At 40.8% G+C, this 24,611-nt stretch carries 17 protein-coding genes and 2 pseudogenes; 6 read left to right on the forward strand and 13 right to left on the reverse strand.

What is annotated here, in order from left to right:
* Positions 1 to 25: 25 nt before the first annotated feature.
* The 3 genes and pseudogenes from JFY49_RS11645 to JFY49_RS11655 form a co-directional block, all read right to left on the reverse strand.
* The gene (locus JFY49_RS11645) at positions 26 to 484 is read right to left on the reverse strand and encodes a hypothetical protein (RefSeq protein WP_086195982.1); all 459 of its coding nucleotides are present in this window, start codon (positions 482 to 484) and stop codon (positions 26 to 28) included.
* A 4-nt stretch (positions 485 to 488) separates the two neighbouring features.
* Positions 489 to 4,958, reverse strand: a complete 4,470-nt coding sequence (locus JFY49_RS11650; RefSeq protein WP_200223039.1) for an Hpt domain-containing protein — start codon at positions 4,956 to 4,958, stop codon at positions 489 to 491.
* 173 nt (positions 4,959 to 5,131) lie between these two features.
* Positions 5,132 to 6,775: pseudogene (locus JFY49_RS11655) on the reverse strand (methyl-accepting chemotaxis protein); the annotation flags it as partial.
* Positions 6,776 to 6,951: 176 nt separating this feature from the next.
* Here JFY49_RS11655 and JFY49_RS11660 point away from each other — a divergent pair.
* Positions 6,952 to 8,042 (forward strand): IS4-like element ISAba33 family transposase gene (locus JFY49_RS11660; RefSeq protein WP_107010211.1). Its coding sequence is split into 2 segments (ribosomal slippage): positions 6,952 to 7,492 and positions 7,492 to 8,042, totalling 1,092 coding nucleotides; the frame shifts between segments, so codons are not numbered across the junction.
* Positions 8,043 to 8,060: 18 nt separating this feature from the next.
* Here the strand turns inward: JFY49_RS11660 and JFY49_RS11665 are convergent.
* From JFY49_RS11665 to pilG, 4 genes and pseudogenes are all read right to left on the reverse strand, one after another.
* Positions 8,061 to 8,393 (reverse strand): annotated as a pseudogene (locus tag JFY49_RS11665) (chemotaxis protein); the annotation flags it as partial.
* A 45-nt stretch (positions 8,394 to 8,438) separates the two neighbouring features.
* Positions 8,439 to 8,975: a chemotaxis protein CheW gene (locus tag JFY49_RS11670; protein ID WP_086195985.1), complete on the reverse strand. Its 537-nt coding sequence runs from the start codon at positions 8,973 to 8,975 to the stop codon at positions 8,439 to 8,441.
* A gap of 5 nt (positions 8,976 to 8,980) precedes the next feature.
* Positions 8,981 to 9,349 carry a response regulator gene (locus JFY49_RS11675; protein WP_086195986.1) on the reverse strand — a complete coding sequence of 123 codons (369 nt, stop codon included), beginning with the start codon at positions 9,347 to 9,349 and terminating at the stop codon, positions 8,981 to 8,983.
* A gap of 23 nt (positions 9,350 to 9,372) precedes the next feature.
* On the reverse strand, positions 9,373 to 9,756 hold the full coding sequence (gene pilG / locus JFY49_RS11680; protein ID WP_086195987.1) for a twitching motility response regulator PilG: 384 nt from the start codon (positions 9,754 to 9,756) through the stop codon (positions 9,373 to 9,375).
* Between the two features lie 280 nt (positions 9,757 to 10,036).
* On the opposite strand from pilG, the gene JFY49_RS11685 reads away from it, so the two are divergent.
* The 4 genes from JFY49_RS11685 (at position 10,037) to JFY49_RS11700 (ending at position 16,813) form a co-directional block, all read left to right on the forward strand.
* Positions 10,037 to 10,681 carry a hypothetical protein gene (locus JFY49_RS11685; RefSeq protein ID WP_180082160.1) on the forward strand — a complete coding sequence of 215 codons (645 nt, stop codon included), beginning with the start codon at positions 10,037 to 10,039 and terminating at the stop codon, positions 10,679 to 10,681.
* Positions 10,682 to 10,760: 79 nt separating this feature from the next.
* Positions 10,761 to 11,867, forward strand: coding sequence for an efflux RND transporter periplasmic adaptor subunit (locus tag JFY49_RS11690; RefSeq protein WP_227609453.1), 1,107 nt, complete (start codon positions 10,761 to 10,763; stop codon positions 11,865 to 11,867).
* Between the two features lie 26 nt (positions 11,868 to 11,893).
* Positions 11,894 to 14,998: an efflux RND transporter permease subunit gene (locus JFY49_RS11695; protein WP_180174806.1), complete on the forward strand. Its 3,105-nt coding sequence runs from the start codon at positions 11,894 to 11,896 to the stop codon at positions 14,996 to 14,998.
* Between the two features lie 96 nt (positions 14,999 to 15,094).
* Entirely contained in the window at positions 15,095 to 16,813 is a 1,719-nt protein-coding gene (locus JFY49_RS11700; RefSeq protein WP_180174805.1) for a proline--tRNA ligase, read from the forward strand.
* A 51-nt stretch (positions 16,814 to 16,864) separates the two neighbouring features.
* Here the strand turns inward: JFY49_RS11700 and JFY49_RS11705 are convergent, their stop codons facing one another.
* A complete protein-coding gene (locus tag JFY49_RS11705; protein WP_200223040.1) occupies positions 16,865 to 18,157 on the reverse strand; it encodes a DUF6160 family protein in 1,293 nt (430 codons plus the stop codon).
* A 39-nt stretch (positions 18,158 to 18,196) separates the two neighbouring features.
* The gene (locus JFY49_RS11710) at positions 18,197 to 18,820 is read right to left on the reverse strand and encodes a hypothetical protein (protein ID WP_200223041.1); all 624 of its coding nucleotides are present in this window, start codon (positions 18,818 to 18,820) and stop codon (positions 18,197 to 18,199) included.
* 168 nt (positions 18,821 to 18,988) lie between these two features.
* Between JFY49_RS11710 and JFY49_RS11715 the strand changes: the two genes are divergently transcribed.
* Positions 18,989 to 20,079 (forward strand): IS4 family transposase gene (locus JFY49_RS11715; protein ID WP_200223036.1). Its coding sequence is split into 2 segments (ribosomal slippage): positions 18,989 to 19,529 and positions 19,529 to 20,079, totalling 1,092 coding nucleotides; the frame shifts between segments, so codons are not numbered across the junction.
* Here the strand turns inward: JFY49_RS11715 and JFY49_RS11720 are convergent.
* Genes JFY49_RS11720 through JFY49_RS11735 form a run of 4 tightly spaced genes read right to left on the reverse strand, consistent with a single transcriptional unit; the run spans position 19,986 to position 24,575 of the window.
* The gene (locus JFY49_RS11720; RefSeq protein WP_200223042.1) at positions 19,986 to 21,335 is read right to left on the reverse strand and encodes a hypothetical protein; all 1,350 of its coding nucleotides are present in this window, start codon (positions 21,333 to 21,335) and stop codon (positions 19,986 to 19,988) included. The genes JFY49_RS11715 and JFY49_RS11720 overlap by 94 nt on opposite strands.
* Before the next feature lie 60 nt (positions 21,336 to 21,395).
* On the reverse strand, positions 21,396 to 21,710 hold the full coding sequence (locus tag JFY49_RS11725; RefSeq protein ID WP_200223044.1) for a DUF6160 family protein: 315 nt from the start codon (positions 21,708 to 21,710) through the stop codon (positions 21,396 to 21,398).
* A 28-nt stretch (positions 21,711 to 21,738) separates the two neighbouring features.
* The gene (locus JFY49_RS11730) at positions 21,739 to 22,434 is read right to left on the reverse strand and encodes a hypothetical protein (RefSeq protein ID WP_373423505.1); all 696 of its coding nucleotides are present in this window, start codon (positions 22,432 to 22,434) and stop codon (positions 21,739 to 21,741) included.
* A 35-nt stretch (positions 22,435 to 22,469) separates the two neighbouring features.
* Complete coding sequence (locus tag JFY49_RS11735) at positions 22,470 to 24,575, reverse strand: hypothetical protein (RefSeq protein WP_180082154.1); 2,106 nt, start codon at positions 24,573 to 24,575, stop codon at positions 22,470 to 22,472.
* Between the last annotated feature and the right edge of the window lie 36 nt (positions 24,576 to 24,611).

Raw genomic sequence — 24,611 nt, forward strand, 5'->3', positions numbered from 1 at the left:
CCCACCTTTTATAAATGCTTCAACATTACAATCCTAAAGAAGACTGAATGTGTTCGAGATTAGGCACATAAAACACCTGATCTCCCATCCGTACATACTGGAATACATCAGGGTCTGTTGCCGTGCGTTCTTCATCTACCACTTCAGAAATACGCAGACGAATCGTTTTTGGCATCTCATTACACATCAGGGCAAAACGCTGACTGACATCATCGCCTTCAATGACCAATGCTACACCCGTTTTGCGCTCCGGATCATTCACAGCATACACTGGCAGCTTCAATTCATGCCATTCCACAAAAGGCACCTGTGTAGCGCTATCCAGCGCAGACAAGACAATGTTTTGCGGAAGAATCATCGCTTCCTTACCATAACAATCGATAATATAGGTATCGATAAATCCGGTAGATACCGTAATAAGGTGGTGTAACTCCTGTTGTGAAATTCGGTCAACAGCAGAGTTTGAAACACTATTTTGGCTCATTGAGTTATCCCTGACTGATTTCTAACAAACTTTCCACATTTTCCAGCAATTCCGCTTCCTGGAACGGTTTACCCATATAGTGCGTTACCCCAAGACTGAATGCACGTTCACGGTGCTTCTCGCCTGTTCTTGACGTAATCATGATAATAGGCAAGTTTTGATGCACGTCATGGTGACGAACCAGATTCGTGACTTCAAAACCGTCCATGCGCGGCATTTCAATATCCAGCAACATCAAGTCTGGTTTGACATTTTCCAGCTGCTCCATGGCATCAATACCATCTTTGGCCGTCACCACATCAAAGCCTTGACGTTCAAGTAAACGTGAGGTCACCTTACGTACTGTCACCGAGTCATCCACAATCATGATCAGGCGGCGTGTATTACTGTAACGCGAATGCTCACGTTGATCAGACACATGTTTAAGACGTTGGGTGTTCTGAATTTGTCGGGCAATATTCTGACCATCCAGAATCAGACAGACTTGACCATCACCTAGAATAGTCGCTCCGGCAACAGCGCCAACACTTGAGAATTGCTGACCGATCGGTTTCACCACAATTTGTGCACGCGAACCAATCAGCTGATCCACAAGTAGTGCAATAGTTTGACCACTATTGCCTTTAATCAGCAATACAGGTAAAGAATGGGCAACATTACTTAAACGTGGTAAAGGCTGATTGGACACAAATTCGGATAAATAACGCAGTTTGTAACTGGTGTTATCAATTTTAAAGAAGTCGTCTTTACTGTTGAAATATTTTTCCAGTGCTGATGGTGCAATACGTACAATACGGTCAATTTGTGCCAGTGAAATCGCAAACTGCTGGTCGCCTGATTTAACCATCAAGGCGTCACTCACCGCCACCGTAGTTGGTACGCGAATGGTAAAGGTGGTCCCTTTACCCAATTCAGAATCGATGGAAATATGCCCGCCCAGCGCCTTAATTTCGCTTTGCACCACGTCCAGACCTACACCGCGTCCGGAAATTTGGGTCACTTCTTTGGCAGTAGTAAATCCAGGATGGAAAATTAATTGCAGGATTTCCTGCTTATCCATGGATTGATCGGCTTTAATTAAACCCAAGCTGAGTGCTTTTTCTTTAATTTTTGTTTCATCAATCCCTTTACCGTCATCACTGAATGACACCAGTACATCTGTACCTTGACGGCTAATATTGAGAACAATTTTCCCGACTTCAGGCTTTTGTAACTCATGTCGTACGTGAGTGTCTTCCAGACCATGGTCAATCGCATTACGCAGCATGTGCTCGAACGGTGTAACCAGACGCTCTAGAATGTTACGGTCCAATTCACCTTCGGTGTTTTGCACCACCAGCTCGGCCGGACGGTTCAGGGTCGATGAGGTTTGATGCACAATCCGTTGTAACCGTGGCAATAAACGATCAAATGGTACCAGACGGGTACGCATCAGGCTTTCTTGAATCTCGGCTTGAATACGGGATTGTTGTAACAGTAAACCTTCCGTATCACGAATCTTTTCTGACAGGGTCGTCTTGAAATCGACCAAGTCAGATGCAGATTCCGCCAGCGATTTTGACAACTGGTTTAATGATGAATATTGGTCCATCTCCAGGGGATCAAAATCGGCATAACGTGAATTATCACCATGTTTGGCAATAATTTGAGACTCGAGCTCACCTTCCATTCGACGTAACTGGTCAGCCAGACGCTTGATTGCCAGTTCCATTTCGTTCAGGGTATTACTAAACTGTCCCAAGTCCATTTCAATACGTGAACGGTTAATCGCATTTTCACCAGACAAGTCGATCATTTTCTCGACCAGATCGGCAGAAATACGGATCATTTCATTGCTGTTGTCCTGTTGATTACTTGTATCCCACTCACCCATCATTGCTGGAGGTTCGGTACCATCACCCTGAACAAATTCAAAGACTTTAGCCGTAGACAGCGTATCGGATTCGGCCACGCGCTTAGGTAACTGCGCAATGACATCAACAAATTCAATCGACTCTAAACTTAATTTGACGCTGTCAAAATTACTGTAATCATGCTCGAAAATGGCCTGCTTTAACCATGCCAAAGTCGTTTGCAATAACAGGTCATAAACATTGGAGTTGAACTGATGCACCGCAAAGCGTTCGAAGGTGGTTTCCAGCTGGTAAGCAATTGCCCCTACCGGTTCATTTTCCACCATACGTGCGCCACCTTTCAAACTGTGGGCTGCACGCTGTAATTGAAGCAGCAAGCTACGGTCACTACGCTGCTCAAACCACTGTTTCAACAGGCTATCTGTAGACTCCAGAATTTCTTCTGCTTCTTCCCAGAAGGTTTCTTCTGCAATTAAACGGATACTGTCATCTGGCTCTTCAACATGGTCTGGAGTTGCCAAGGCAACTTCAGCAGCTGCTTCAGCTTCGACTTTAGCTTCCACTTCAGTTTCAAGCTGAATCTCAGGTTCAATTTCTGTTTCTAATGTCGTTGCAGTTTCAAGTTCTTCAATTTCAGCTGCAACTTCAGGTTCAGCCTGAACTTCGACTTCCGCAACTGCGGTGCTTACAGCCACACTACCTTGAGCGATCGCCTGAATATTACGCAAAATTTCAATCGATTCAGCACCAGAATAATCAATCTGCTCATCGCGAATGACTTGAATACGGTCTGATACATCATCTTGTACTAAGCGAATAATACTGATGAGTTGTGGATTGACCTCAATTTGATGACGGATCACGCGTTCATAAATGCTTTCCAATTCATGCGCAATTAAGCCAATATGAGTCGCCTGAATCATATTGGCACCCCCTTTAAGGGTATGCAAATAACGCATTAAATTATTCAGTGCTGCAGTATCGGACGGATCTTTCGACCAGGTATTCAAGTCTTGATCGATCCCGCCCAGTAATTCTTCTGCTTCTTCCAGGAAGATATCCAACAAATCTTCATCAAAATCACGATTTGCATCAGCAGCATGCATGTGTTCGCGGTCTGAACCAATTTTTTGTGAAATCTGTGCCAGATCTACAATACCTGAAGCAGCAGCTGGTGAGGCTTCAGCTTGAGTTTCAGGATTCGGTTCCTGAACTTCGAACTGTTCAAGATCCTGCTGAACAAAGGCTGCCAGATCATTCAGAACTTTCTGGATATCTTCCGTTAAAATAACGCGCTGACCTGCCGCCAGTGTATCAAACAGATGAATGAACTCTTGATGTGCCTGCCCAAACAGATCATATGCATAGTCGATATTGAGCAGTTCCGGTTTTAATACCAGAGCTTCATAGCCAGACTTCAATTCATGGGTAAATTGATAGATGCCCATCGCAGCACGATTATCAGTATTGTCCAATAATTGCTGTGCCTGCTGGCTTAAGGCCTGAATGTATTCCGGATATTCTACTTTGGCACGTTTTTCAAATTCGAATTCGGCATCCAGAAGTAAATCAATATTCAATTCGACCAGTTTGGACACCAGACCTTGCGGATTAACGTCCTCATCCACTTCTGCAGAACTGAAACCATAGTCGTCCCATGCCGAATTAAAGGTGGCATATATCGCATCAAGTTTCTGAGTCTGACCCTGTCTTAAAGTATGTAAATAATCACGGACAAATTCAGCATATTGAATTAGCAACGCAGTCTGGCTGGAGGTAGAGACAATTTCTTCTTGTAAAAGTGTTTTAAATAAGTTTTCAACCTTGGTACTGGCTGCAAAAATCTGATCAATATGTGCCATAGAAGAGCTGCCACGCAAGGTATGCAAGGCACGGATCAGGCCATTATAATCCTGATATTGTTCCTGTTCATTTTTCAGGAACTGGTCAATCGTGAGCAGATGTTCTTCTGCTTCTTCAATAAAGATCGCGACCGTTTCTTCAATATCATTGTTGTCGTCTGCTGCGACTGACGCTGCTGTAGCAGTAGTTTCGATTGCCATTTCAGGCGCTGCTTCACTAAATGATTGATCCTGCAATTCCAGACCAGTAAGACTATTGACACTGGTCAGTGTGCTAGACAGTTCAAGCAATTCTTCTAGTGCAGGTTCTAAACTGACCTGCTGCTGAATTTGCTGCCCCAATAATACTAAAGGTCTTAAGTCGATATCAGCATTTTGAACAGTTTTAAAAATTGGGTATAACTTGTATTGATAAATATTAAATACAGTTTGGGCAAATCGTTGAACTGTGCTGTCCAAAGGTACTGTGCCGGAAATAACCCGATTTAAAGTATCTTCAACCGCCCATGCCAACTCACCCGCAGATTTTGCTCCAACCATACGGCCAGAACCTTTAAGGGTATGAAAATGACGGCGAATGGTCGTTAAAGTTTCTTGGTCATTCGGATTTTCCAACCAAGTTGTAAATAAAGTACTTAATTCAACGAAGATTTCTTCTATTTCTTCAACAAAAATTTCTAGAATTTCTGCATCTTGATCAAGATAACTATCTTCAGGAAGCGTAGTCGTTTCAACTAAATTTTTTAATATTTCTTTCATAGCTTAGGCTTCTTACGTTTATCTGCCACCAAGAAGGTTGCTCAAACTTAATTGTCACCATCACGCGAGACCTAACTTTGAAGTTAAGTTCATCTTGTCGATGCTTGATCTGTGTCTTATAGATATCCCCTGCCCAAAAGCAGGGAATATCACTGCAACGCTTTTTAATTAACTTAGTCAGGTAATTTAAAGTCGGTTACAGATTCACGTAATGATTCGGCCATATTTGCCAGTTCCGATACCGAACGTGCTGTATCGAAGGTTGCTGTTGTGGTTTGCGAGGTAATTTCTTGTACGACATTCATCGTTGTCGCAATGTGACCAGCAGAAGCAGACTGAAGTTTTGCAGCATCCGAAATGTTGGCAATCAATCGCGCCAGGTTGGTCGATACGTTTTGAATTTCATCCAGTGCCACACCGGCATCTTTGGTTAAGCTTGCACCACGAACAACCTCGGAAGTGGTTTGCTCCATCGAAATTACGGCTTCGTTGGTATCTGTCTGAATGGTTTTTACCAAGCCTTCAATCTGTTTGGTTGCAGAGGCTGAACGTTCCGCAAGACGCTGTACCTCATCGGCTACCACGGCGAAACCACGACCAGCCTCACCCGCCATAGATGCCTGAATTGCAGCGTTCAATGCCAGAATGTTGGTTTGGTCGGCAATATCGTTAATCAGGGCAACGATGTTACCAATTTCCTGAGAAGATTCACCCAGACGTTTAATACGTTTAGATGTTTCCTGGATCTGCTCACGGATGGTGTCCATACCTTCAATAGAACGGTTTACAACCTCTGCACCATTGGCAGCAATTTGTACCGAACGCTCCGCAACCACTGCAGATTCTTCCGCGTTTGCAGATACCTGGTCAATAGACATCGCCATTTCGTTAATCGCGGCAGATGCACCGGCAATCTCTTGTGCCTGGTGTTCAGATGCTTCAGCAAGCTGGTGGGTAATGCCTTGGGTATTCGCTGTATATTGCGCAACTTCTTGAGACGTTTCAGTAATACGTGATACCAGGTCACGTAACTGGTCAATCGCGAAGTTAATGGAGTCGGCAATTGCTCCGGTAAAATCTTCCGATACCGTTGCATATGAACGCAAGTCACCATCCGCCAAGTCGGCAATTTCATCCAGTAAACGTAAAATCGCATTCTGGTTACGGTCATATTCTTCTTGCAGGTTTGCCACGCGCTGTTTATCTGACTGGCCACGTAATGCAAGCAACTTGAATACAGAAAACAGGAAAGCAACCAGACACAGGATTAAAAGCAAGGCAGGAAGCGCAATAGCCAAGCTCGAACCACCAGATAGCTTATTCAGGTTGGCTAACAATTCATCCGACTGGGCAAAAATTGCAGCAGAAGCTTGACGTACTTTTACAATTTGCGCCGAGTTTGAAAGAATTGTTGCAGAAGCTGATTTTAGTACATCATCATATTCGCTTTTAATGCCTGTCAGTGATTCACGCAATGCCGGATCATCAATACGTTCTACACCCAGTTCTGCACTACCATTGAGCTGGGCATTGAGGTAAGAACCGAAAGTTTCAGTATCGGCACTGAAGTCATCCGCAGATTCACGCGAGTTATCGTTACCTGTGAGTACCGAACTGATCGAACGCAAAATACGTTCCGCAATGAATACCTGGTTTTTGGCAATAACCACCTGGTTAGACGGCATGTTTTGACGCGCCATTTGGTCAACCATCAGGTTATATTCTGCCTGAATTCCCGGAATCGACTCACCAATTGCAATATTGGTATCGTACAGCTTGTTAATCATTTTCTGTTGAGACGAAATTAAATCAATCCCTTCTGATAGCGATTTCCACTGCTTTTCCACCTCAACCAATGCAGCTGTATGTGGATGAATATCTTTAACCGTTTCCAGGTTTTCAGCAAATTCTTTTTGCGATTTCTTTGTACACGACAAAAAAAGATAACTCATTGAAATAATGGCATAATACTTGTTTTCTGACGACGAATATGATGACACATTTCAATGAGTTACATCTCATCTTAAACAAATATCTAAAGTGGAACAAGTCACATGCAAAATGTTTTACACTGATTATGCTTGCATTAATTGTAAAACAGACATGTAATCTTTCTTCTGCATCTAAAGCCTTACCCATCAAGTGCTTACCACAATCATTTTATCGACGTATACAACGCTTCTTTGCAGATCAGTATTTCGATTATCGTCAAATTTCTCAGTTAATTTTCAATATATTTTCATTCGATAAAGTCCAATTAACTTTGGATAGAACTAATTGGAAATGGGGAAAACGAGATATTAATATCTTGATGTTAGCCATCGTCTATCGTGGAATAGCGATACCTATTGTTTGGACATTGCTCAATAAACGTGGAAATTCAGATACAAAAGAGCGTATTGCTTTGATTCAACGCTTTATCTCCATTTTTGGTAAAGATCGTATTGTGAATGTGTTTGCAGACAGAGAATTTATCGGTGAGAAATGGTTTACATGGTTAATTGAAAATGACATTAACTTCTGTATACGTGTTAAAAAAACTTTATTGTGACCAATCACTTAGCCAAGAATCATAAAATTAGTGATTTATTTCGTCATCTTCAAGTTGGTCAAACTGAATGTCGTAAACGACGTATTTGGGTTGGTCGAGTGAAACTGTATATTAGTGCGCTACGATTAGAAGATGGAGAGCTTTTACTTGTTGTTTCTCCTATGTTTAATGCTTCTGCTATTCGTGATTATGCATTACGCTGGGAAATCGAAACGTTATTTAGTTGTCTCAAAGGACGTGGATTCAATCTTGAAAATACTCGTTTAACAGACCCTAGACGAGTCAAGAAATTGATAGCAGTGCTAGCTATCGGTTTCTGTTGGTGCTATTTAACAGGTGAATGGCAACATGATCGGAAAAAAGCGATAAAAATAAAGAAGCATGGACGACTTTCAGTAAGTTTATTTCGCTACGGTTTGGACTATGTTCAAATGGCTATTCTACGTTTGATTGGTTTTGGAAAAAAAGAAGAATTTAAGAAAGTGCTAGCAATTTTAAGAAAGAAAAAGCCTGATAGGACAAGGATCCTATGAAATTTGTCGTGTACAGAGTTGCGATTTAATTAATTTATCAATCGACTCTTTGGTTCCTGAAGCAGTTGCATCAGTTGCCTGACGTGAAATGGTTTGTGACAATAGACGCAAATCACCCACACTACGTGTCAATTCATTATTACGCGGTACACTATAGAATAAGTACAATAACAGGAAGAGTGCTACGACCAGAGAAAATGCTGCCCCCAAAATTAATGGTTTGGACTTTTCACTGTCACCAAATACACGTGATAATTGCTCTGTTTGTGATTGAATCTTTGCGACTAAAGCATTCCCGCCATTATGGCTGGTGCCTTCACCTGTATTTTTCTTTTTAAGTTTAAAGCCCATCCAGCTTCTCCCCGAGTTGCGCTATCATTCTTTAGCTTGCGACTATTAATTTATAAATTTTATAGAGGCATTCATGTATTTTGGGTTTTGCAATAAACGACTAAATAAGAAAACATGCCAGTGCTGATTATGCTGATAAAAATAACCCTGACAATATTCTTGTAAATTGCTATCTAATTCACTGTTTTTAGAAAAGAAACTCTTCTTATTAAAGTGTTGAATCCCCAAAACCTGATCTACCACCAAACCGACATAATGGTCATTATGACTAATACACAATACTTTTTGAGTCGGTGAAAACTGACTTCGATGTCCTGAAATATAATGCGCCAAATCAGCGACGGAAAGTAAACGTCCCCGAATATTGGCCAGTCCCATCACCCATGACTGAGTATTTGGAACCGGAGTATATTTTGGTGGATATATCACTTCAGATACTTCACCCAAAGGGGCAACAAAATATTGCCCCATCATCTCAAAAGCAATGCCTGACCATCGGTTTACTTCATTTTCAGTTGTAACGTAGTTTTTGTTACCACGTTTAGCAATCCGAAGTAATTCGATAAATCCATTTGCTGCCATAGAGCTTATCCTGCATTGAGGTGTTGTTTAATCACATCAATTAATTGGTTTTCGTCTACAGGCTTGGTCAAATAATCACTTGCCCCCTGACGTTTCCCCCAAACGCGGTCAGTGGCTTGGTCCTTGGTACTGACAATCACAATCGGAATGTGTTTAGTAGTAGCACCACGGGCAATCTGACGTGTTGCCTGAAAACCGTTTACACCAGGCATGACCACATCCATGAGCACTAGATCTGGCAATTCTGCTTGTGCCATTGTGACACCATCAGCACCATTTGCTGCTTCAATCACCTCAAAGCCATGCTTGGTTAAAATCTCTCTAAAACGAAATGTTTCCGTAGGTGAATCATCAACGATAAGGATACGTGACATGCTTTTCCCCAATAAAAATAAACTTATGCTGTTACGTGATTGCGGATTGCGTTTAACAATTCATCTTTACTAAAGGGTTTAGTTAAATACTCATCCGAACCAACAACACGACCTTTTGCCTGGTCAAATAAACCATCTTTACTTGACAGCATAATGACTGGAATATTTTGATAATTCTGCGAATTTTTAATTAATGCACAAGTTTGATAACCGTCTAAACGTGGCATCATAATATCTACAAAAACAATATCCGGATTTGCTTCAGCAATTTTTGCCAAAGCCTCAAACCCGTCTACTGCGGTCACGACTTCACAACCTTCACGTTGGAGTAATGTTTCTGCTGTACGACGAATGGTTTTTGAATCATCAATCACCATCACTTTTAGATTTTGGAATTTTTCGTCCATTTAATGATCCTTCCCATTTTTAGAATGTACAAACAATTTTAGTCAAAAATTTTATTACAAGTTACAAACATTTTTAACATATCTTTACTTGCCTTTTCAATGAACATTTTCCGCACGAAGACTCACTTTAGTCTATTTTCAATAACGACTTCACACTTTCCATCGACCAATGATTTTTTTTTGACAGACAGAGGTTTTTTATTACTTATTTTGAGTCTAATATAGCTCATTTATTACTTTTAAAATAAGTAATTTAGTCAACTTTTATTCGGGGGTTACAATGCAAAGTCAGTTTAAATACAAACTTGCTTTCATTGCACAAAAAAAAATGAACTTTAGATTCATTTTTCTTTCTTTTCTGGTTTTGCAATCGGCATTCGCATATGCTGAAAATCCGCCACCTAAAGCCACCTGGTATCGCTATTATGACAGTAAGGGTATAGCCAATATTAGCACCAATGTCACCCCCAATCATATTCGCTATGGCTACGAAGCTTTGGACCAGAACATGCAGGTCATCCGGCGTAATCGTGCCTATAATACTGAAGCCGATATTAAACAGGCACCGCAACGTGCAGCCCACGCCAGACAGCAGGCAGCGGACTTAAAACTAAAAAAGGCTTATGGTAATAGTCAAGTTGCATTCGCAAAACGTAATGACGCATTAACCGGCATCAAAAAGCAAATTGCCTTTCAGCAAGACCAGTTAAAGCAATTACAAACTGACCGTATTTATTTTAAGCGTCAACAGATTGAACATTTACGTAAAGCTGAAGACATTCCAGCCAGCTTGAAAAATACAATCGAGAATAATCAAAAGAATATTGAAGCAAAAAAAGCAACGATTCAATCATTACAAATTAACTATCGAAATACTCAAGCAAAATACGACAATATTATCGCTCGCTTAAAAGCGCTTGAATAAATTGTATTTAGGCTATGAAGCACTTAATTTAAGTCACAATAAATAAAAAGGATGAAGCTACATGCTATCTGGACAGCATATGAAAAAATCTAAATTAAGTGACCATAAGCAATATTTAACCGGCAGCGTTCTGTGTTTAATTTTATTTCTAACAGCTTGCAAAAAAAATGAAATAGAAAAACCTGTAGAAACCACAACAAAAATTGAATTAATTGAAAAAGATCTAGTTTCCGTGAAGAATGGCACTTCTGTCGCAAAAAGTGCTTTTACCGGCACGCTTCGTGCAGTCAATCAAAGTAGCATACAGGCTCAGGTCACTGCCACTGCAACCCAGGTCTATGTCCAGGTCGGACAGTCAGTCGCTAAGGGACAGATCTTGGTTCGCCTGAATAATCAAGATAATGCTGCACGTTTAGCGCAAGCTCAGGCCAATTTGTCAGCAGCACAAGCGCAGGCAAATCTGGCTAAAAATATGATGCAGCGCAAACAACGCTTATTGGATCAAGGTTTTATCTCCAAAGTTGAATATGAACAGGCTGCTGTTGACTATCAGGCGCAACTGGAAAATGTGCATGCGCAACAGGCCAGTGTCAATATTGCCCAAAAAGCCGAGCGTGAAGGGACTATTTATAGTCCCATTTCCGGAGTAATTACACAGCGCCAAGTCGATGCTGGTCAAACCGTTGCTGCTGGCCAGACCCTGTTTGAAATCGTGGATCCGAGTCAGCTAGAAATTCAGGCCAAATTGCCAAGTGACATGCAAGCCGCTTTAAAAGTGGGACAGCATATTGAATACACCATTCAAGGCAATCCAGCTCAACTGACTGCTGTTTTAACACGCATCTCCCCTATTGCCGATCCTGCCAGTCGCCAGATTGAATTCTTTGCCCGACCGAATGAAACCATTAACTCACTGAGTATTGGTTCTTTCGTGGAAGGCAACATTCTTGCTTCGACTCAAGTTTCAGGTCAGCTCATTCCGCTCGATGTGATCCAGAATATCAAAGATAAACCCTATGTCTGGGTGATCCGCCAGAACAAAATTGAAAAGGTCAATCTGGTCATTCTGGAACAGCGCTATCGGGACAATTTGGCTGTCGTGCAAGGACTGCAAAACGCCGACCAGATTAGCCGTATTAAATTTAATGACCAGGACATTCATCAAGCGGTCGTCATCAATAAATAATAAAAAATAAGTACAGGATTGTTCTTATGTGGTTTACCAGAATTAGCGTTAAATATCCTGTTTTCACCATCATGATGATGTTGTGTTTACTGGTACTGGGGCTGGCATCTTGGCAACGCATGGGCATAGAAGAATTTCCCGATGTCGATTTTCCATTTGTTGTGGTCTATACCTCCTATCCGGGTGCCTCCCCTGAAACCATTGAATCTGAAATTACCAAAAAAATGGAAGACCAGATCAATACCATTTCAGGTTTAAAACAGATTATTTCCCAGTCTAGTGAAGGGCTGTCGACCATTATTGTCGAATTTAATCTGGATATGTCTTCTGCAGTGGCCGCCCAGGATATTCGCGATAAGATTGCTCCAGTTACCGCCCAGTTTCGAGATGAAATTCAGGATCCTGTTGTTGAACGTTATGACCCTACTGCCAATGCGGTGATGTCGATTGTGTTTGAATCGGAGACCATGCCGTTACGCGACTTGAGTTCCTATTTAAGTCAGCAGATTGTCCCGCAACTTCGAACCATGCCGGGCGTGGGTACAGTCAATTTACTGGGCGATGCACAACGCCAGATTCGTATTGAAGTCGATCCGCAAAAACTGCAAAGCTTTGGTATTGGTGTAGATAAAGTCATCAATACCTTGAAAGGTGAAAATATTGAAGTTCCGGGAGGCACCTTAAAACAGCCGACGTCTGAACTGGTGGTGGAAATCAAATCCAAAGTGATTCACCCGCAATCGTTTGGTGACCTGATTATTGCCAATAAAAATGGTACTCCTATTTTTCTAAAACAGGTGGCAAGCATTGAAGATGGTCAAGCCAATCTGGAATCAAGTGCTTATTTAAATGGTAAAGCTGCGGTCGCGATTGATATTCTGCGCAATTCGGATTCCAATGTAATTGATGTGGTCAATGCCAGCTATAAAGCCCTAGCAAAAATCGAGCAACAGCTACCCGAGGGTACTGTGGCTAAAGTTGCCGTCGATGGTTCCAAAGGCATTCGTGGCAGTATTAAAGATGTGGCACGAACCATTATTGAAGGTGCGGTTCTCGCTGTTCTGATTGTTTTACTGTTCTTGGGGTCTTTTCGCTCTACCGCCATTACCGGGCTGACCTTACCTATTTCCCTGTTGGGGACATTAACCTTTATTTGGGCTTTCGGCTTCACTATTAACATGATGACCTTACTGGCATTATCTCTCAGTATTGGCCTGTTGATTGATGATGCAATTGTAGTGCGGGAAAATATTGTCCGTCATGCCGATATGGGCAAAGATGCTGTAACGGCAGCACTCGATGGCACTAAAGAAATTGGGCTGGCGGTTTTAGCCACGACACTGACCATTGTTGCGGTATTTTTACCAGTTGCATTTATGGGCGGCATTATCGGTAAATTCTTCTATCAATTTGGAGTAACGGTCAGCGCTGCCGTGCTGATTTCAATGTTTGTCAGTTTTACCCTCGATCCCATGCTTTCTGCACACTGGGCTAAAAAACATAATCCAAACAAGAAACCCAGCAGAATAAAGCGCTTCTTTAACTGGATATCCAATAGGCTTGATCATTTAAGCCATTACTATGAAAAACTGTTAAAACTGGCACTACACTTCCGTATTTTAACCCTGATAGTGGCCGCAGCTTCACTTTTTGGTGCATTGGGTTTATCTAAATTGATTGGTACGGAATTTGTTCCTGTTCCAGATAAAAACGAAATTCGAATTAAATTTGAAACGCCTGTAGATGCCTCACTCGAATATTCACAAGCCAAGTTGTTGCAAGTGGAGAATATTATGCGCCAGTATCCAGATGTACGTAATACCTACAGCATTATCAATGGGGTAACGGATCGTGGTAAAAACCATGTCAGCATACGCGTCAAGGTCACGCCTCGTCTGGAGCGTGATAAGACCCTGACCCAACTGAATAATGAGTTTCGCCAGCGCTTGCAAAGTGTAGCGGGTATTACCATTACCTCGGTGGCTTCGGCAGATGAAACGGTTTCGGGAGGGCAAAAACCGATCATGATTTCCATTAAAGGTACCGACCTGAACGAACTGCAAAAAATCTCCGATCGCTTTCTGGCAGAAATTTCCAAAGTCGAAGGTATCGTCGATCTGGAAAGTTCACTTAAAGAACCTAAGCCCACCTTGGCGGTTCATATCAATCGTGTCCTTGCCAGTGATTTAGGTCTTTCTGTCAATCAAATCGCCAGTGTCATTCGTCCCTTAATTGCAGGCGACAACGTTACCACTTGGCAAGATGAAAAAGGCGAAATCTATGATGTTAATCTTCGCCTGACTGAAAACAGACGCACCTTACCGAGCGATATTGAAAATCTTTATCTGAATTCACAAAAAACCGATGCTTCTGGCCAGCCTATTTTAGTGCCTCTAGCCAGTGTGGCAAACTTCGAAGAAAGTTTGGGGGCATCGCAAATTACCCGCCGTGATTTGGCCCGCGAAGTCCTGATAGAAGCCAATACAGCAGGCCGCCCTGCAGGGGATATCGGTCAAGACATTAAAAAAATTCAAGATAACTTTGATTTACCACCCGGTTATAGCTTTGCCACGCAAGGTGCAAATAAAGACATGGCCGAATCGGCAGGTTATGCCTTAACCGCCATTACCCTTTCCATTGTGTTCATCTATATTGTACTGGGTTCACAATTTAACAGCTTCATTCATCCTGCTGCGATTATGGCTTCCCTTCCCCTCTCGCTGATTGGGGTGTTTCTGGCTTTATTCCTGTTTAATTCCACCATGAACCTGTTTTCCATTATTGGCATTATCATGCTGATGGGATTAGTGACCAAAAATGCCATCCTGTTAATTGACTTCATCAAAAAAGCCATGGATCGTGGGGTTGATCGTTATGATGCCATTATAGAAGCGGGTAAAACCCGTCTACGCCCTATTTTAATGACCACCAGTGCCATGGTGATGGGGATGATTCCTCTTGCATTGGGTCTGGGTGAAGGTGGCGAACAAAGTGCACCCATGGCCCATGCCGTGATTGGGGGCGTAATCACCTCCACCCTATTGACTCTGGTTGTGGTTCCTGTGATCTTCACCTACCTGGATGACTTGAAGAATTTTATGACGCGCCAAATCCGAAAAATCATGGCATAATAAACCCACTTGACATGAGGTGACATTCTGAAATGTTCACCTCATTTTTTATCGTATAATCTTATGCTTTAACGCTTAATTATTAGGACAGTTTCCATGCGCGCGAGTCGCTTTTTATTTGCTACGTTAAGAGAAACCCCAAATGATGCTGAAGTGATTTCACATCAGCTCATGTTACGTGCGGGGATGATTCGTAAATTGGCTTCGGGTTTATACACTTGGTTGCCGATGGGCGTACGCGTGCTAAATAAAGTTGAAGCGATTGTCCGTGAAGAAATGAACCGTGCAGGAGCGCTGGAAGTATTCATGCCAGTAACCCAGCCTTCAAGCCTTTGGGAAGAATCCGGCCGCTTTGTGCAATATGGTCCAGAGTTATTACGTTTTAAAGACCGTCATAATAACGATTTTGTGCTTGGTCCTACACACGAAGAAGTGATCACCGATCTTGCACGAAATGAATTGAAAAGCTACAAACAGCTGCCAATCAATTTCTATCAGGTACAAACCAAATTCCGTGATGAAGTCCGTCCACGTTTTGGTGTGATGCGTTCACGTGAATTTATCATGAAAGATGCTTATTCTTTCCATATCGATCAAACTTCACTACAAGAAACCTATGACGTGATGTATGACACGTACTGCCGTATCTTTAGCCGTTTGGGCTTAGACTTCCGTCCAGTACAGGCCGATACTGGCTCAATTGGCGGTTCAGGTTCACATGAATTCCACGTTTTGGCATCAAGTGGCGAAGATGATATCGCCTTCTCTACCGAATCTGATTATGCTGCCAACGTTGAAATGGCTGAAGCAATTCTTGTCGGTGAGCGTGCGGCCGCAACTCAGGAATTAAAACTGGTCGATACACCAGCTCAAAAAACCATTGCCGATGTATCTGCTTTCTTAGGTACTGATGCTGCACAATCTGTAAAAGCATTGCTCGTACAAGGTGTTGCAACTGAAGAAGGTAAAGAAGCACCTGTTGTTGCTTTATTCCTTCGTGGTGACCATGAACTGAATGAAATTAAGGCTGAAAAGCATCCGTTAATTGCCGCACCTTTAACATTCGCAACTGAAGCTCAAATTCAAGCCCTTGGTTTAACCACTGGCTTCATTGGGCCACAAGGTCTAGTTGAAAAAGGCATTACTGTGATTGTTGACCGTGCAGCATCTGTACTTTCTGATTTTGTTGCCGGTGCCAATGAAGCCGAAAAACATGCAACAGGTGTCAACTGGGAACGTGATGCAACATTTACTGAGGTTTATGACTTACGTAATGTGGTTGAAGGTGACCCATCTCCAGATGGTAAAGGGACACTGCAAATTAAGCGTGGTATTGAAGTCGGTCACATCTTCCAGCTGGGCCAAAAATACTCTGAAGCTTTAGGCTGCAAAGTGCTTGGTAAAGACGGCAAACCGACGATTGTAACCATGGGTTGCTACGGTATTGGTGTAACGCGTGTGGTAGCCTCTGCCATTGAACAGAACTTCGATGACAAAGGGATTATCTGGCCTTCTGCAATTGCACCGTTTGAAGTTGCGATTGTTCCAATGAATGCACATAAATCACCACGTACTTTGGAAGCTGCTGAAGCACTTTATGCAGAACTGCAAGCTGCGGGTTATGATGTGATTTTGGATGACCGTGACGAGCGTCCAGGGGTGAAATTCTCTGACCTTGAAATTACCGGGATTCCACACCGTATTGTAATTGGGGAGAAAGGTTTGGATGCAGGGACTTTTGAATATAAAGGTCGCCGTGATGCTGAATCTGTCAATATTTCAAAAGAAGAATTACTCGCTAAAATTGCAAAGTAGTTGTTCTTAAAATAAAAAATCCCGCTAAGTGCGGGATTTTTTATTTCCTCATTAGCAGAATTTCAGCCCACCAAAGCAGTTAGACTTAAAGTTCTGTCCTTGCAAAGTTAAGTTCTGTAATGGAAAATCAATAAGTGTTGGATTTTTAATTTCACCCACAGATAATCCGGTACCTGCAACACATCCAAACAGTAAATCGCCACATGCACGTGGCTTAGAGGTTAAGTCGTGATTAATTCCTGCAATCGTTTGTTTAAGCACTTCATCGGTAATTTTTACATTGGTTGTTGGACTGATACTCCCTAAATCCACTTCATCTTCAATTGCTAACCACCACCCTCGATTTGCAGCAACCGATGCACCCGGCCACAATATTTGCTGGGTCTGTAGTGATAACGAACTTGCATTATTTAGATACAAAGAATGAATCAAACCTAAATTTTGATTTACTGTAATATCAGTCTTTAAACCAGTTAAATAACCATCGATTTGTTTATTCAAAGTAAGATTTAAACCTAATGCTGAAATCTGTGCAGCTAAAGGTCCAGAAAAATCTATTTGATTTACTGTTCCTGTTCCTTTTAGGACAGCCTCTGTCATACGTGTTCCAGATACGATCGTCGATGGAATGGTAAAAGGTGCAGTTGTTGAAGATAAGTTAAATGAATAATCATTTGACTTGTAATGCAATTCTAAAGGAATACCAACCAATGTTCCCGTTACAGCACCTTCGATATATTGACCCGTTGCTGCATAATCCATAATTCGAGGGTCTGTAATTACCACCCCAGAAGAGGCCTTGGTTTTCATATAACCACTAAAGGAGTTAATACCATTAGGCGTACTACTGTTTTCTGTTCCTATTGTCATTAAGCCAGCAATTTTTTCAGCACTTAAACGAAAGCCAAGAACCTCACGAGTAGAAGCAGATTTTGGATTTTTAATAGCAAACTCAACAAATGGATTGGTAATAAGGGCTGAGCTTGCGGCACGATCATCAGAAGTATAGTTTGCGCCTTGCAAACCACTTAAAGAAATATTATCAATATCAATATCACATTTGCCAATACCATTCACCCCACCACAACCTAATTGCAGCTTTTTAATATTGGCGTTGATTTCCATTTCAGCTTCTAGGCCCAATTTATAAAATCCCAGATTCGTCTGGTCTACATTTTGTCCTTTAGCATCAATAACGTTATAACCCGCGTTATATTCCATAGACAATAATGCTTGACCACTTACATCAGATAATGAATCATCATCCATAGCAACCATTGCATGACTTAAACTTGGTATTGCAATAGATGAAGTAATCAAACTTGCCAATAATAATTTTTTCATAAAATTCTATCCCTATTCTTTTATTTATTCTCAAACAGGTTAACGTGGAGTAATACCTAAATTACTTCTAATACTTCCCCCTGTAATTGCAATATCTGCCATTTTCTGCATTTGATTCGGCATGGTAGACATCGATAATTCGGTTCTGAATACCTGATTCAAAGATTTGGCCGGATTAATATCCACTTTATTATCAAATACCACAGTATCTTTTTGCATCTTGACTTGTGATTCAAGCGCTAGGACACCTTGCAATTTATTCAAATTAATACTTGAAGTTTTCACAACCGTGTTATTCGCATCAACATCTTCGTTAATCAAACTAAAGTAGCTTCCCAAAATATTGGGGTTCAATTTATCTGTGTCTGATAATGCATTAAATTCAAAGTTAGCACGGAAAGATAAGAAGTTATTTTCTGCATTATCATTCATACCGGGAATAATAAACAAATCACCTTTACCATCCAGTTTAAAGGCAATGGAAGTCAGCACATCATCTTTGCGGGCGAAATTATCAACAGGAACGACACTGCCACATTTAACAGAACCACTGGTACAGTTATAGAGCGAACCAGGTAATTGACCAATCGCCATTTCTGCACTTGCAGCGACAAGCAAATCATCGGCGCTAATGTAGATTCCTTGCTCTTCGTAACCAATCACGCCTTTGGCTTTGACAAATGCATCAATATTACGTAAACCGGCATAGTAATTTACTTCTTCATTGTGCAGCCCTTTTTTTCCATCTATTAAAATTAATCTCTGTACACGACAAAAATAGATAACTCATTGAAATAATGTCACAATAATTGTTTTCTAACGACGAATACTATGACACATCTCAATGAGTTATATCTTATCTTAAACAAATCTCTAAAATGGAACAAGTCACATTTAAAGTGCTTTGCGCTCATCATGCTTGTGATCATTTTAAAGCAAACATGTAATCTTTCTTCTGCATCTAAAGCCTTGCCCATCAAGTGCTTACCACAATCATTTTATCGACGTATGCAGCGCTTCTTTGCAGGTCAGTATTTTGATTATCGTCAAATTTCTCAGTTGATTTTCAATATGTTTTCATTCGACAAAGTGCAACTGACTTTAGATAGAACCAATTGGAAATGGGGAAAACGAAATATTAATATCCTGATGCTTGCGATCGTTTATCGTGGAATAGCGATACCTATCGTTTGGACATTGCTTAATAAACGTGGAAATTCAGATACGAAAGAGCGGATTGCTTTGATTCAACGCTTTATATCCATTTTTGGTAAAGACCGTATTGTGAATGTGTTCGCAGACAGAGAGTTTATCGGTGAGCAGTGGTTTACATGGTTAATTGAACAAGACATCAACTTCTGCATTCGTGTTAAAAAAACTTCATTGTCACCAATCATTTAGGGAAGAATCATAAAATTAGTGATTTATTTCGCCATCTTCAACTTGGTCAAATTGAATGTCGTAAACGACGGATTTTGGTTGGTCGGGTGAAACTATATATGAGTGCACTACAGTTAGAAAATGGAGAGCTTTTACTCGTCGTTTCTCCTCAGTTTAATGCCAATGCTATTCAGGATTATGCATTACGCTGGGAAATTGAAACCTTATTCAGTTGTCTCAAAGGACGAGGATTCAATCTTGAAAATACGCGCTTGACAGACCCTAGACGAGTGAAAAAATTGATTGCGGTCTTAGCTATAAGCTTCTGTTGGTGCTACTTAACGGGTGAATGGCAACATGATCAAAAAAAAGCGATAAAAATAAAGAAGCATGGACGACTCTCAATGAGTTTATTTCGCTATGGTTTAGACTATGTTCAAATGGCGATTCAGCGTTTAATTGGTTTTGGGAAAAAAGAAGAGTTTAAGGAAATTCTGGCAATTTTAAGAAAGAAAAAGCCTGATAGGATAAGAGTTCTGTGAAATTTGTCGTGTACAGAGAAAATTAATGATGTAGTACTCGCTGCACCCGTTTTTGTGTCAATTCCATAACCATCGGTAGTTGCCATTACATTGTAGGCAATTCCTTTTTTAGTCCCACCATCCACTTTTGATGTATATTCTGTGCCTGCAAGCGCAATATTCGCATTCAGATTATAAACAGGGATACCAATTCCCCAGCTACTGGTATCATTGGTAATTTCAGCTAAAGAGTTATCCGCAATAAACCGTGCTTTACGTGCAATCGATTGAAAATCCATACTACGTATAGCGATTAATGCAAAGTCATTACCTTTTTCAAGCGATGATAATTGCTGCGTCTGAACTAAATTGCTCACCCCTAAAGTCTTTTTAATTTTATCGTTAATTAAAAAATCTAAACTTTTTGCTTGTATTGCATTAATATAAATGTCACCAAAATCAATATAGGCATTTTTGGTATTTAAATCTGTTTTAGAACTCGAATTACGAACAGTTAAAGGTGATAAATTGGAAAATTCAATGGCATAACTTCCATTACCTGTATGACCAATCTCAAGGGTTGTTGGGGGCTGATTCGTACCTAAAAGTGCATTCCCTTCACGGGTAAAATCGGCAGAAATACCAAAATGCAGCCCGCCTAGCCCTACCGCATCATAACCTGTTAATGTCGCTGTTGAAGTACGGCCAAAATCTGTAATCCCACTTTGATTGGCATTTAAGAAAATTGTGGCATTGGTTACCGCGCCCGATGCCCCCATACGAATTAAATTTCGTTGCTGATTCGGATCACTGCCATGACGCAGGTCAATATTTACCCCTGGATTGGTTGCCTTGGTTCTTGATGAATGTACGGTATCACGACCAGGCAGTGAATTTGCACTGGCGACAGGATCGCTGTCATCTACTCGTCCCAACATTACAACATGATCCGTCACACCATTACGACTCTTTGTAGTCAGAACAATCCCTTCATCCATGTAACTGCTTGATGTTCTTTCTTGATAAGAGTTCAGATACATATAGCCATCACCAGAAAAATTGAAGTTAAAATCTTTCAAAGTGAGCTTTTGCCCGTTTAAACCATGACTGATACTGGCATTTTGCAATTGAAAATTAAGGTGTGCCGTTTCATCTCGATTAAATAATCCTGCTTGCGTTTGAAGAAGTAAACGAAGTGGTGAACTGGTTTTGATATCGAGAGAACCCAAACTTTGTTCAGGAGTCTGACATTTAGTTGCATCAGTACACAGTAACATGAGGTTGTTAACAGCTAATTCAAATGGAGAAATATTGGCTTCTATGCGAATCCCCGCCCCTCAATCAGTTGCCCCCACATCAAAGTCAAGCGTAGAAATAATCGATTGATTATTGACACCTGACAGGGTCACATCTTTCAGCCCCATCTTCATGGTATCAGGACGTAGTAATGAATCGTTGGCATTGCTTTTTGAAGAAGAATCAACCCAATTGACAGCATTTATAGTTGCCTTGGAGATCTCATGTGTAATGCTGATACCATCTTGCCCGGTTACTGAGCCAAGATAATCATCGGAAAGTTGCTCAAATGCATGGCTTTGTTGTGCAATCAAAATGCTTGCCGTAAGTATTTTTAACTTTGTTATTTTTTTCATTCTTATATCCCTATCTGGCTTTATTCAATTAACAGCGCGCAGTTCCTGCACCTGTACAGTTAAAACTGAATATTTTTAAATTGCCTGACATATGCAAATTGCCATGCATATTTAAGCCCATAAAGCCTTTTTCTGTATTTTTATCAAACGTCGGCACATCTAAGCCTGCAACTGTTGTTCCATCAGATTTTTTTTCTGTATAGGTGCTATAAATCATATTATTGGCATACCCTTCAACACCTGCATCACCTGTTTCGACCGCCAAAGTATTAAAACCTAAATTCCTAATTTTCAGTGGCTTATCATCAAAAAAAGAAATTTGTAATGCAGTCTGAGGATTACCATCACGGTTAATAATGGTCGCACCATCTAATGAAAACTGATCAATTTGTAAGGTGCCTTGAATGCCTTTAAAAACCAACCATTTTTTATTACCCGCAGCATCTTTATGATTATTCGGTGCGATCGCTAAACGGCAAAATACATTATCAGTACAACTATAAGTATAAAATGCCTCTGTTGCCTTACCTGTTGCATCAAAAACTGAAATATTTTTTAGAGATAAATCTTTAGCATAGCGATGATTTAACGATAGAGTCCAACTTAAATCTGCACCACCTTGTCCAGATATATCAGTCATCTCATCATTAGCCATACCTACTAACTGTGCATTTGCAATAGGGGTAAAAGCCAACATAGAAATTGAACAAACCAGGTTCAGGATAGAAGTTTTAATACTTGGATACATAGCCTATTCTCCTATAAACCTGTTGTTTTTATTTTTAGGTGCTGAATGAGTACACCATCAATTGCAACTGAGCCTAAATTTGTCGCCTGGCCATTAATATTTTTAAAGACAACACCGGTTGCATCTGCAGTTTTGTTGGCGTTTAACAAATTACCTGTAGCTGACCGTTCTACCGTACCAATACTGATACTACTATGGGTTGCATTTCGACCTTGATAAGTCGTAGTAATATTATTTGCCGTCGTGGTAATTTCAGTACCACAACTATAAACATTACAGGTTGAACCTTTTAAATAATCAGAAAGTTTCGTGTAGGTCACTCCATCTTTATCGATCATCGCAATATTCTGATTATTTTTATCTTTCAATACAGTTGTTGAGTCTGTATCACTGTAATAGGTATAAATTTGTGAATATATTTCTGGCACATTTGGAATACGGGTAATTTCTAAAATAATATTGTTACCTTCAGAACCTAAAATAAAAGGCTGATACATATTCCCCAATACCAAGTTAATATTGGGACTATATAAATACATCCCTTCCACATCATTAAATATAGGAGCTAATGAGCGGTCAATCGCTGGAGTGACGGCGGTACCATCATATAGATCAGGAGTGCTGTCCGGGCCTTTTTTTGCAGCAGTACTCATTCTAATTCCACGAGCATCCAGGTCAGCATCCGTTGCTTTTAGCGTGGATGGATCATCATGAGTATTTAGACGTAAAATTGCAGCCATGCCTAAAGTTTGATTGTAATTGGCATTGCTCGTTGCTGGTAATGTTTGGAATAATCGAACTTGTGACCCATTTAAATTCAAGCCATTGGCAATAAACTGGGTTCTCAAACGATAATCTTTATCTAGTCCAGAAGTGGGTGCTCCAGTTAACGGATCCACCATATTACTTGAATTTAATTGGCGTGAAAAAATATCGCTCCAGAAGCCTAATTTAAAAGTATCACTGGTATCTGTTCCTTTTAGCTTTAAAGGTGCCTCCAATGCAATATAACCGACATTGGCCTTATTGCCTTTTGCAAACTGAATCGTATCCACATTACCTGCACGAATCAGCCATGGATTTGCTGCTGTTCCCCAATTAAAACCTTGATTACTGTACCGGGTACTCAAGGACCCATCACTTTTAGAGAGGGCCAGGCCATAAATAAAAACGTCTGCTTTGGTTCTTAGACTTCCCACTGTAGCTTGAGCTGCTGCTAATTTTGCCAATCGAATGGCTTCAGCTTCAACCTCAGCAAGTGCAGTATTACTTGCTGTAGTGGCTACGCTTTTCGCATATTCAGCGGCTTGTTGATTAAGTACTGCTTGGGTTTTAGCTTCCAGTTGATTCGCAACAGTGGTGTCGATCGTATTTTGCCTGGTTACACTTTGTGAATAGGTAGTTGTAGGTATACTTTCAGTTGAACGATTGCCATAAAGCAATTCAATCATTTCTAATGTATTTTTTGTAGCATATTGTTGGGATTTGTCTTTTAACCATAATGTCGATTCGGCAGACCCCGGTTCAGTTGTACCATCATCTTTTACACTTAATGGCCACAAATTCCCATCATAATAATCATCATAACGTTGTTGATAATATTGCTTCATCAAAGGAGAGTCGACATAACTTTGTACCACATTCCCCCGATATTCTGCTGTATAGTTATTCTTTACAGTTGTGTTAACAGTCGTATAATTATTTGTTCTATAAGTATTATAAGCAGATTGATAAGTATTTTCGTAAACACCGTTATAATTAGCAGCCTTCCCGCTTAAGTAAGCATCCGTATAAGCTTTATTATAAATTTTAGTATAAGCACGCTGACCAAGCAGCTCATAATTTTCACCGGTCGGAATAATTCGGATAAAGCCCGTGTCATACTGTCCCGGATCGACAATTCCTTTGCCATAACTTGAAGCTTGTGAGATTTCGTTTGGACCTTGAAAGACCATCTTAAAATTTTCAAGGGCTAAAGCAACGCCTTCACCTGTAGTTTCAGAAAGATGATCATCTGACAAAGATTCAAGCGCATAAACTGATGGGCTAAGTAAAGCTGCGAGCATGCTCGCCAAACAAGATTTTTTAAATCTTGTATTATTCCAACTCTGAGTCATCACGACCTTCCTTTTTATCAGATGCTCCGCATCATT

This window comes from Acinetobacter sp. CS-2, from assembly GCF_016599715.1.
Lineage (GTDB): Bacteria > Pseudomonadota > Gammaproteobacteria > Pseudomonadales > Moraxellaceae > Acinetobacter.